Raw genomic sequence first — 10,284 nt, forward strand, 5'->3', positions numbered from 1 at the left:
TCACTTCACTTTAACGGTGTCCTTGCCCAGCATGCTCTCCATTTCGGCAAAAAGCTCTGTCGAGGGCTTGATCCGATAGGCATCGCTAAGCGCAAGCACCTTCTGGCTTCGCTCATAAAACAGCACCGTCGGCACATGCCCCGGGTGCTGCTGCAGGAGCTCTTTCAGCTTCACCAGCAGCTCTGATTGTTCCGCATCGGCTGTTATTTTCACAAACACACGCTGCCCAGCCTTATGATTCGATACGACGGTACGAGATTCCTTCTCGGGCGATAGGCTGCTGCCCGATGCTTCGTTTCCGATTGGGGTCGAATCATGACCACGGCGGGCGGCAAGCGGCTCCGGGGTCGGGACTGCCGATGAATTACCGGCCGAAACCGGCTGCATGCCGGCTGCCCCCGATTTTCCGCCCCGGCCGTTATTCTCTCCGCCGGATCTTCCTCTGCCGCTCGCTGTTCCCCGCAGCTTGCTTCGTTGAACCAGTTGGCTCAAGGTTTGCGCCTCGAGCGGAGCGATTTCTTCGGCCAGCAGCTTGAAGCCTTCGTCCTGCAGTTGGACCTTCGCCCGTATCGCGAGCAGCGCGCCTTTTTCAATCAAATGCGCGCTTCGCTTCCACACTTCTGGGAAGAGAACGACCTCACAGCGCTCGATTTGATCCTCGCACTCCATGAAAGCCATCGCTTTCCCCTGTTTCGTCGTAATGGTCTTCAGTGTAACCACCATCCCGGCAACCGTAGCCATCGACTCATCTTCCGCTTCATGCAGATCCATTAACCGATCAGCTCCGGACTCCGTCAGCGTATCTTCGAAGCCGTCCAGCGGATGGCCGGACAAATACATACCCAGCAGCTCACGTTCGAATTCGAGCTGTTGACTTGCGGTATAAGGCGGGATGTCCGGATATTCAATGTCCCAATTCGTCGTTTCCACGAAGTCGAAGAGCTGAATCTGGAGATCATCCCGCTCCTTTCTCCACTTCACGGCCGCTTCGACCGTTTCGTCCAGCATGGCAACCAGCTGGGAACGATGCCCCTGCAAGGAATCGAAAGCCCCCGCCTGAATAAGCGACTCGATCACACGCTTGTTGCATACGCGGAGGTCCACCCGGCGGCAAAAATCGAGCAGGCTTTCAAACGGCTTTTCACGCCGGATCTCGACGATATTCTCCACCGCTTGCGTGCCGACGTTCTTGATCGCGGCAAGCCCGAATCGGATTCCGCCTCCGGCCGGACGATTGGCTTCATCATCGCCGCCCTCGGCAGCAGGGCCGCTCATGACAGGCGTGAAATACGTTCCGCTTTCGTTCACGTCCGGCGGCATCACCTCGATGTCGAGGCGCCGTGCCTCCAGCACATATTCGGCTACCTTCCGGTGGCTGCCCATAACGGCAGTCAGCATGGAAGCCATGAACGGAACCGGATAGTGCGCCTTAAGATAAGCCGTCTGGAAGGCCAGCACGCCGTAGGCGGCGGCATGCGCACGGGGAAATCCGTAGTTCGCGAACCGGACGATCATATCGTACACGCGGTTGGCCTCATCCTCGCTATAACCGAGCTTGAGACTGCCCGAAACGAAATGGCTCCGCTCCCGGTCCAGCACTTCGCGCTTCTTCTTCGAAACGGCTCTTCGCAGCAAATCCGCTTCCCCGAGCGAGAAGCCGGCCATCGTCGAAGCGATCTGCATGATCTGCTCCTGATAGACGATAATGCCGTACGTATCGCCTAATATCGGGATCAGGTCCGAGTGGGGATACTCCGGCTCAATCCGGCCATGCTTGGCTTGAATGAACTTTGGAATAAACTCCATGGGACCCGGGCGATACAAGGCATTGACGGATACGATATCCTCAAACACCGAAGGTTTCAGATCCTTCAAGACCCGCCGGATGCCCGCGGATTCGAGCTGAAATACGCCCGTGGTATCGCCGCGCCCCAGCATCTCATACGTTAGATCATCGTCATCCGGCACTTGTTCGAAATCGAGTGTTCTGCCGGTCAATTCTTGAATCCATCTCAGCGTACGCTCAATAATGGACAACGTTCTCAGACCTAAAAAGTCCATCTTGAGCAGCCCCACACTCTCCAGATTCTCCATGGAATACTGCGTCAGCGCCGTCTTCTCGCTGCCTTCCTGCAGCGGCACCGCATCCGTCAGCGGATCGCGGGAAATGACAATGCCCGCCGCATGCGTCGAAGCATGACGCGGCATGCCCTCGACCTTCATTGCCATATCAATCAGCTCGCGCACCTTCGGCTTCTTCTCGTACTGCTCCTTCAGCTGCGGGCTTTGCTCCATCGCACCTGCGATGCTGATGCCCAGATGGTTAGGGATCAGCTTGGCCGCCTTGTCCACATCCCCGAACGGCACATTCAGCGCACGTCCCACATCACGGACGGCTGCCCTTGCCGCCATCGTACCGAACGTAATGATCTGGGCGACATGCTCTTTCCCGTATTTATCCACCACGTAATCAATGACCTCTTCCCGGCGCTCGTCACTGAAGTCGATATCAATATCCGGCATCGTAATCCGCTCCGGATTCAGGAAGCGTTCAAACAACAATTTATATTTCATCGGGTCCACATTCGTAATCTGAAGGGTGTAGGCTACCAGGCTGCCCGCCGATGAACCCCTTCCCGGTCCAACCGCGATGCCTTGCCGATGGGCATAGGCGATAAAATCCCATACGATCAGGAAATAATCGCTGAAGCCCATGTTCTCGATGACGCCGAGCTCATAGTTCAGACGCTGCTCCAACTCGCTGCGTTGCGCTTCATCCTGCCACCGCTCCGTATTCCCGTAACGTTCTTGCAGCCCGTTCAAGCAGAGCTCCCGCAAGTATTCGGCTGCATCTTTCCCTTCCGGAAGAGAGCTGTATTCCGGCAAAATCGACTTGCCGAATTCCAGCTCCAGGTTACATTGGTCCGCAATCTTAGCCGTATTTAATATAGCTTCTGGCACATGAGGATACAGACGCTCCATTTCGCTGCCGCCCTTCAAATAGAGCTGGTTCGTCTGGATTTGCAGCCTGTCTTCATCTTCCACCGTTTTGCCCGTGCCGATGCAGATCAAGACGTCCTGAACTTCAGCATCGCTCTCGGCCAGGTAATGCACATCATTGGTGGCGACCAGCGGAATGCCGGTCTCGCGGCTCAGCTGAATCAGCTGGGGATTCACGCGCTTCTGCTCCGGAATTCCGTGATCCTGCAGCTCCAGGTAGTAATCTTCTCCAAAAATCGCCTGGTAACGAAGCGCAGCGACTTTTGCTTCCGCCTCCCGTCCATGAAGCAGATGCTGAGGAACCTCGCCTCCCAAGCAAGCACTGAGACATATAATCCCTTCATGATGGGCGGCGAGTGCCTCCATATCGATTCGGGGTCTGTAATGGTACCCCTCCAAATGTCCGATCGAGCACAGCTTCATCAAATTGCGATAGCCGGTCTCATTCTTGGCAAGCAGAATCAGATGATAGATCGGCTGATCCTTGCGGCTTCCCCGCTCCTTGCGGGAGCCTGCCGTGATATAGGCCTCGCAGCCGATAATCGGTTTGATGCCTTGCGCCAGACAGGCTTTATAGAATGGTATGGCACCATACATCACGCCATGATCCGTCAGCGCCAGCGATTTCATTCCAAGCGCCGCCGCTTCCCGCACCAGGTCACCGATACGTGCCGCTCCATCGAGCAAACTGTATTCACTATGCACGTGCAAATGCACGAAAGAGCTCATCGTAACGCCTTCCTTTCGCCGGTACATGTATATTTAAAATCAATCCAAGAGTATCTTAAAAAGTCTTTATACCATTTTATCATAATCCCGCTAGGCCCGCCCATAGAATGAAACTAGGGAGTACGTGGACAGGCGGTTGCCGTGACATCCACCAAGACAAGAGAGGAGACATGAGGGCATGAGTGTTTTTTTATCAAGAGCAATCCTGGACTTTTTTATAGCCTTCGGCATCGTGCTGGGGGGAGCCATGGTGGGAGGCGTGGGCGCCGTGTTGTCCCTGCAGCCCCCCACCCAGACCATGCTAGAAGTTGCGGACCGGATTAAGATATGGGCGCTTGCGGCTGCCATCGGAGGCACCATTGATCCGATGCGGGTCATTGAAAGCAACGTGGCCGTCGGCAATTTATCCCCTGCGATCAAACAAATTCTATATCTCGGCTTTGCATTTCTCGGAGCACACATGGGCAGTGAGCTGGTCAAATGGGTGTGCTCCAGCCGGAGTTAATCCATGCGGGTACCTCCAGCCCACCGCTTCCGCCCCTTCTATCAGGTTGCTTCCATCTTCGTGCTGGGGATGGTTGTCGGCAGCATCGTCTACAACTCGGTCTATCATGCAGCCTACAATAAACTATGGGAAACGAATCAAGGCCAGCAGATCCAAATCGCACAGTATAAAAAAGACATCGATTCGTTAAAAAAATACAATAAACAATCCACGGTCATCAAGGAAATCAAGATCCGCAGCGAGCAAAACGACAGGGTGCCGCTGGATCCCGTCATCATCAAAGAGCTCGTCAGGCTTATGAGCGACGATCTGGCTGCCCTTCGCGGCCGCAACGTGTTTGATATCGACGCCGACAGCAAGCTGACGCGCTCGCTCCTAAGCGACAAAATCTATACGGTTCGCGAGAAAGATTACAAGGTCCAGATCAGGACCATGCTGGTCATGGAAGGCGTACTGCAAATCTGGGTTAGCTTTGATCATGTGGATGCAAAGTCAACCGGATCATGATACAATACCGGTATTGTACATGATCGAATCTAACACGCTTGGCGTCGACATCGTCAATCGTTAAGCTGTTATGGACCCAAAGGAGCCTCCCATGATCACAGTCATCCACTATATCCTATACATGATCCTCGTTGTGTCCGTGGTAGCTGCCGCCCTGTATAGCATTCGCGCACGCCGAGTAGCGGATCCCGCTGACCGCGGCATCTATATGTCCATGATGAACCTCTTTATGGGCATTATGCTGGTTTCCCTTTCGCTAGTCTGCATGTTTCTGTTCAGCGGCTCCACGCCGGCTGTCATAGTAGAGGCCGTGTTCTTGGTGCTTGGAGCATTTAATATATTTTCCGGCATAAGAAGCCGCTCCTATTACAGCAGACTGAAAAATTCGCGGACAGCCAGCTAAGTGAAATTGAACGAACAGGGGCATCCCGGAAGGTCCATTGCGACCTGGGGATGCCCCTTTATGTTGTCCGGCGTTTGAGTTAGCCGTGATCGATCGCCTGCATCGTCATGACCGCTTTGGCAATCAGGTTTGTCTGATGCTGGATCTCAATCTCCATCTTGCAGGTACGACGGCTGATCTCCAGCAGTTTCGGCATAATGACGATCGGATCCTCAATCTGCACGGGCCGGATGAAATACGTCGACAGATGGTCCAGCACATGATCCCAGCCGCTGATATCCTTGGCCGCTTTAACCGCCGCTTGGCTCATCACGGTCGTGAGCACCCCTTGCGAAATCGTTCCGAGTTCTGAAGCCATTTGGGGCGTGATAAAACCGTGAAAGAACAAACGCCCCTCCTCATCCCGATCCTCTGCGATTCCGTTCCAGATCAGCTGATCAAACGTCTCGCCGAGCTGAGGCTGGTTTCGCGCATCCCGCAGTGCCCCAAGCACTTCTTTACGGGTGACCGTAGCAAGCAGCTTTCGGTTGCGATCCACAATCGGCAGAAAATCGATCCCTTCCCACATCATAATCTGCGCCGCTGAGGCGAGCGAAGTTTTCATGCTTGCCGTCACGGGGTTTCGGGTCATCGCTTTCTCGATCGACTGGGTTTCGGCGAGCCCTTCCACATCCCGAACCCCGACGATGCCGATGACCCGGTTCCATTCGTCCGTTACCGGATACCGGATTTCCCCGGTCGCCTGTGAAATCCGTTTGAATTCCTGAACCGTGACGGAGTTTTTCAACTGATGATTCTTCGGCTTATCATGAGCGATATCCTCCACCAGCATAATTTTCTTCTTGATTAAACGGTCAAAAATGGCGCGGTTAATCATGGAGGCGACGGTAAACGTGTCATGCCTAGACGATATAATGGGCAGATGCAGCTGGTCTGCCAGCTGTTTCACTTCCCGGCTGGTGCCGAAACCGCCGGTGATCAACACCCCCGCCCCCTGCTCAAGTGCAAGGAAATGGGCATCTTCACGGTTACCGACAATCATGAGGCTTCCGGCATCGATATATCGGATCATTGCCTCCACCTTCATGGCGCCAATCACATACTTATGCAGGCTTTTATTAAGCCCTTCCGCACCGCCAAGCACATGCCCTTCTACAATTTCAACGACATCGGCAAACGTAAGCTGCTCGGATATGTTCCGCGGCTTCCGTTCCACGCGAACCGTGCCAATCCGTTCCTTCGTGACCACGATGCCCAGGCTTTCCGCTTCCTTCACCGCCCGATAAGCGGTACCCTCGCTGACGCCCATCTCTTTGGCTAACCGTCGTACCGATATTTTGCTTCCAACCTTCAAACTTTCAATATGCTGAACCAACTGCTCGTGTTTGGTAATCGTATCATCTCGAACGTCCAACTGTTACACCCCCAGAACACTATCTGTACCATACTGTATCTATTATATCACGTCCAATGACGCTCCCATACCCGTCAGATACAAAAAACCTCCCCTGAAGGATAACGGATGGGCGATCCAAACCGTATCCCTTAAAGGGAGGTTTTTGTTCATCACAGCTTCCGCTGTGATTTGACTCTTAATTGGCTTCCTGGCTTTTCTGCTCCTCAGGCCATTTCAATTCCCATTGATGCAATTTCTCCTTGCGGATCTCATCGAGCGCTTTTTGTTTCGCTTCATCTACACCGATGAGGTAATAGAGATGCGAACCGATCACGAGTAGGGCAAATCCTGCCCAGACTGCACCGAACAGCGAAACCCATGAGAACCCGCCAGAGAAAGAAATGCTGGGAAGGGCGTATATCAACATGCCGAGTGCAACCAATAGATACGCGGTGTGTTTAAACTTGTTCTTCTTTTTTTTCATTGTAAACGCAGCTCCTCTACTCTCTGAAATCTATATTTCTACTCTATGAGGAGCTTGCGCAATTTATGAGACAAGTTTTTAAAAATATACCGAATTTGTCTTGAAGTTATCGGCACGCAACCTGATGAAGAGAGATCGTTTATGGTTGGGCTGGTCCGTACAGATGCTGGAGGCTGTCCGATATAATCTTGTTCACGTCTTCGATAATGACACTCAGACGCCGCTCAGCGTCAAACAAACGGCGGATGTTCAGGTTCAGGCTCAGCACCTCAAACTGCTTCTCCATCTTCTCCATTTCGTCCTGTGCCGGCATATCGCCGGACATCATGCGCTGTTGAAGCTCCATCTGGCGCTGACGGAAGTCATCCAGCATGCGTCTGCTCTCCGGATCTGCATCCACGAGTTTCATAGCTGAGGTAATTTCCTCTACTTCCTTGCTTTCCTTCATCGCTTTTGCCAAATCATGTGCTTTGTCATAAATGTTCATTCGTTATTCCTCCAATATATTCGGCCGAAACGCCGTTTTTTAATTCGCCTTTCGCCTTACTCCATCAAAAATCTTATCTCCACAGCATCGTCAGCATGGATTGGAACAATCCAATCACTCCGCCCAGCAGAACCCCAAGCCAGGTGATGGCCCTGAATTCACGGCCGGACACACTCAGGATGATCTCTTCCAGCCGCTCAATTGGAAACTTCTCCACCTGCTCTTGAACGAGCTGCGGTAAGTTAACAGCCTTCATGGCCGCAGGGATGCTTCGCTCAAGAAAGCCAAGTCCCTTATCGAGCAGTCCAGGCAAAGCTGCTTTAATGGCAGGCATTCGCGGTCCAATTACCTCGTCTACGCGAAGAAACTCGATTCGCTCAATCCACTTGGACCAAGGAAGCTTGTCATCCAATGTGCGTGTGATCCAAGCTAGACCAGGCTCACCCGCAGCATGTTCGATGATATTTCCGAGCGGCATCTCACCGTAATATGACAGCTTTCCTGAGATGATATCCGTGATGGTCTTGCGGATCTTCTCTCCCTCCAGCTGCTGAATCAGCATGGGCGTCAGCTTCTGGACCAGCTTATCCTCATCCACAAAGATCGAAGCCATCGTTCCCAGAAACCCGCCAGCCTTATCGATAAGCGAAGAAGCCACATCCGATAGCATTAGCTGCCCCTTAGCGGACAGCAGAGTGTTCTTCAGCTCCTTCAGCACAACATCGGCGGCAGCTCCGCTCCAGCCCTGAATCGTTTCCTCCGACCAGCCGGGAACAAGCTCCTTCAGCGGCTTTGCCTCCAACCCGTATCCGTGCCATACTGCTGCGGCACCCCGGGCCGTAAGCTGGCGGGCCGATTGTTCGGCCCTGACCTTCAATTGCTCCCACTGTTCGGAGCTCCATACCTTTAGCGCCAAGTCTCCGAAGCTCAGCTCCGACCGGCTCCATTCCTCCAGCTTCCGATAGAGGCTGTCCTCTATCTTACCCCGAAATACCGGCTTACGAATAAGCTCCTGCAAGCCCTCGCTTGTCACCAGGTAATCCGAGACCACGCGTCCCAACGACTCGGCTATTTCGTCTTTACGCTTTGGAATGAGCCCTGGCGTGAAGGGTACGCGGCGGCCCAGGATGATTTTTTCTTCACGGGGATGAAACAGCATTTTTATCGCAAAGTGGTTCGTTATGCCGCCAACAAAAGCAGCAACGCACACGTTCACCAAAATAAACAGCCAGTTCTGCATTTTAAGCACTCCTTTTTCCCGAGCAGTACAATCACCAAGGGATATATGTCCTCATATGATGCATTACATGCAATGATCAGATGAAGTCTTTGTCTGTTCACTTAAGTATCCAGTTGTTGTCGGAAGGAGATCCATCATGCGCAAATCCAAGATCAAATCCAACACCAAATCCAAGGTATCGGTTCAATTAATCCGCTCAGCCCAGCTTTCGGATAACGATATCAAGCTTGGTGACCGGCTCATAAGACAGCTCCGTATCCCGACAGATTCACCGATACAGCTTGCCTTTGGCTCCTTCAAGCAGGAAATCCGTGTTACCTCGGGAGGAAAATCGAACTCGCTGGCCCTTAGCCCTTCCGTATTCAGCCATTCGGGACTTCTTCCGCGTACCGTCATGAATGTCAAATATTATCCAACGGAAAGAACACTGAAGCTCGGTCCGCTTATCGGGATCATGGTCAGCCGCTACCAACCGGATGAACCTGATAAACCTTTCGGATCGATCTCAGCTTTCTGCCTGGAAATGGTCAACGCGGCCAAGAAACAAGGCGCATATGTATATTTTTTCACCCCTGACATGATCGGTTCGAACCCGTCAACACTTGAAGCTATTGTCTATGACACGGGATGGAAAAGGCTCAGCGTTCCAGCTCCGGACGTCATTAATAACCGGCTGTCTACCCGCAAACTGGAGAATAGTCCTAGCGTACAGCATTTTATGAGAGAAGTAAAATCGCGATTCGGCACCCATATCTTTAACGAGAAATTTCTCGATAAATCCGATGTCTTCGAGGCACTCGGACCTGATGCGAAACTCCAGAAATATTTGCCCGAATCCTATTTGCTCAGCGGTTATCCGACGCTTAAAAAAATGTGCGCCACTTATCGGACGCTCTTCCTGAAACCGGTGCGGGGAAGTCTGGGAAAAGGCATCATCCGGATATCCCGCCAAGAGAACGGCAAATATCAAACGATGACCACCTCTCTTGAAGGAAGCAAGAAGAATACCTACTCCTCACTTCCAAAGCTGTTCAGCAGCTTATCCGGGAAAATAAAAAAAACGCGTTATCAAATTCAGCAAGGATTGGATTTGATTCGCATCAACCGGCGAAACGTTGATTTTCGCGCGCTTGTTCATAAAAACAAAAATGGCAAATGGGCAGTGACTTCGGTCGTGGCCCGTATTGCCGGCGGAAACCACTTTGTTTCCAATCTTGCCAGAGGCGGTACGTTATCTTCCGTCAAGGACGCACTTGCCATGAGCAGTATCCCGTTAACCTCCAAGCAAACGGCCCCCGCCCGAATGAATCAAGCGGCACTCGATATTGCTCATGGACTGGAGGCTGCCATTCCCTATCATTTCGGAGAGCTGGGCATTGACTTGGCGATTGATACAACTGGACGCATTTGGCTCCTAGAGGTCAACTCCAAGCCGTCCAAAGGCGAAAACGCACCGCTGAATGCCGACTCCAAAGTAAGACCGTCAGCCGTACGACTCGTTCAGTACTGTCAATACTTGACGGGTTTCTAAAA

The 10,284-nt window shown here is 52.6% G+C and carries 9 protein-coding genes; 4 read left to right on the forward strand and 5 right to left on the reverse strand.

Annotated elements, in window-relative coordinates:
- Window positions 1–3,729, reverse strand: a complete 3,729-nt coding sequence (locus PAEVO_RS18155; protein ID WP_100538804.1) for a DNA polymerase III subunit alpha — start codon at window positions 3,727–3,729, stop codon at window positions 1–3.
- Window positions 3,730–3,907: 178 nt separating this feature from the next.
- Here PAEVO_RS18155 and PAEVO_RS18160 point away from each other — a divergent pair, with 178 nt between their 5' ends.
- The 3 genes from PAEVO_RS18160 to PAEVO_RS18170 all read left to right on the forward strand — a co-directional run bounded on the left by PAEVO_RS18160 (window position 3,908) and on the right by PAEVO_RS18170 (window position 5,144).
- Window positions 3,908–4,234: a YtrH family sporulation protein gene (locus PAEVO_RS18160; RefSeq protein ID WP_100538805.1), complete on the forward strand. Its 327-nt coding sequence runs from the start codon at window positions 3,908–3,910 to the stop codon at window positions 4,232–4,234.
- 3 nt (window positions 4,235–4,237) lie between these two features.
- Window positions 4,238–4,741 (forward strand): sporulation membrane protein YtrI, encoded by a 504-nt coding sequence (locus tag PAEVO_RS18165; RefSeq protein WP_100538806.1) that lies wholly within the window; start codon window positions 4,238–4,240, stop codon window positions 4,739–4,741.
- Window positions 4,742–4,832: 91 nt separating this feature from the next.
- Complete coding sequence (locus tag PAEVO_RS18170; protein ID WP_100538807.1) at window positions 4,833–5,144, forward strand: YtpI family protein; 312 nt, start codon at window positions 4,833–4,835, stop codon at window positions 5,142–5,144.
- Between the two features lie 79 nt (window positions 5,145–5,223).
- Here the strand turns inward: PAEVO_RS18170 and PAEVO_RS18175 are convergent, their stop codons facing one another.
- The 4 genes from PAEVO_RS18175 to PAEVO_RS18190 all read right to left on the reverse strand — a co-directional run bounded on the left by PAEVO_RS18175 (window position 5,224) and on the right by PAEVO_RS18190 (window position 8,751).
- Window positions 5,224–6,558 carry a DRTGG domain-containing protein gene (locus tag PAEVO_RS18175; RefSeq protein WP_100538808.1) on the reverse strand — a complete coding sequence of 445 codons (1,335 nt, stop codon included), beginning with the start codon at window positions 6,556–6,558 and terminating at the stop codon, window positions 5,224–5,226.
- A 178-nt stretch (window positions 6,559–6,736) separates the two neighbouring features.
- Window positions 6,737–7,024, reverse strand: coding sequence for a hypothetical protein (locus tag PAEVO_RS18180; protein ID WP_100538809.1), 288 nt, complete (start codon window positions 7,022–7,024; stop codon window positions 6,737–6,739).
- Between the two features lie 139 nt (window positions 7,025–7,163).
- Entirely contained in the window at window positions 7,164–7,511 is a 348-nt protein-coding gene (locus PAEVO_RS18185; protein WP_071218055.1) for a YlbF/YmcA family competence regulator, read from the reverse strand.
- Between the two features lie 73 nt (window positions 7,512–7,584).
- On the reverse strand, window positions 7,585–8,751 hold the full coding sequence (locus PAEVO_RS18190) for a DUF445 domain-containing protein (RefSeq protein ID WP_100538810.1): 1,167 nt from the start codon (window positions 8,749–8,751) through the stop codon (window positions 7,585–7,587).
- Window positions 8,752–8,887: 136 nt separating this feature from the next.
- Here PAEVO_RS18190 and PAEVO_RS18195 point away from each other — a divergent pair, with 136 nt between their 5' ends.
- A complete protein-coding gene (locus PAEVO_RS18195) occupies window positions 8,888–10,282 on the forward strand; it encodes a YheC/YheD family endospore coat-associated protein (protein ID WP_100538811.1) in 1,395 nt (464 codons plus the stop codon).
- Window positions 10,283–10,284 lie beyond the last annotated feature (2 nt).

Origin of the sequence: Paenibacillus sp. GM2FR (genome assembly GCF_002803325.1) — a bacterium.
Classification (GTDB): Bacteria; Bacillota; Bacilli; order Paenibacillales; family Paenibacillaceae; genus Paenibacillus_AQ; species Paenibacillus_AQ lautus.

Coding starts and splice junctions, on each gene's coding strand:
- PAEVO_RS18190 (WP_100538810.1), bottom strand. CDS start 8,751: ATGCAGAACTGGCTGTTTATTTTGGTGAACGTGTGCGTTGCTGCTTTT.
- PAEVO_RS18185 (WP_071218055.1), bottom strand. CDS start 7,511: ATGAACATTTATGACAAAGCACATGATTTGGCAAAAGCGATGAAGGAA.
- PAEVO_RS18195 (WP_100538811.1), top strand. CDS start 8,888: ATGCGCAAATCCAAGATCAAATCCAACACCAAATCCAAGGTATCGGTT.
- PAEVO_RS18180 (WP_100538809.1), bottom strand. CDS start 7,024: ATGAAAAAAAAGAAGAACAAGTTTAAACACACCGCGTATCTATTGGTT.
- PAEVO_RS18165 (WP_100538806.1), top strand. CDS start 4,238: ATGCGGGTACCTCCAGCCCACCGCTTCCGCCCCTTCTATCAGGTTGCT.
- PAEVO_RS18170 (WP_100538807.1), top strand. CDS start 4,833: ATGATCACAGTCATCCACTATATCCTATACATGATCCTCGTTGTGTCC.
- PAEVO_RS18155 (WP_100538804.1), bottom strand. CDS start 3,729: ATGAGCTCTTTCGTGCATTTGCACGTGCATAGTGAATACAGTTTGCTC.
- PAEVO_RS18160 (WP_100538805.1), top strand. CDS start 3,908: ATGAGTGTTTTTTTATCAAGAGCAATCCTGGACTTTTTTATAGCCTTC.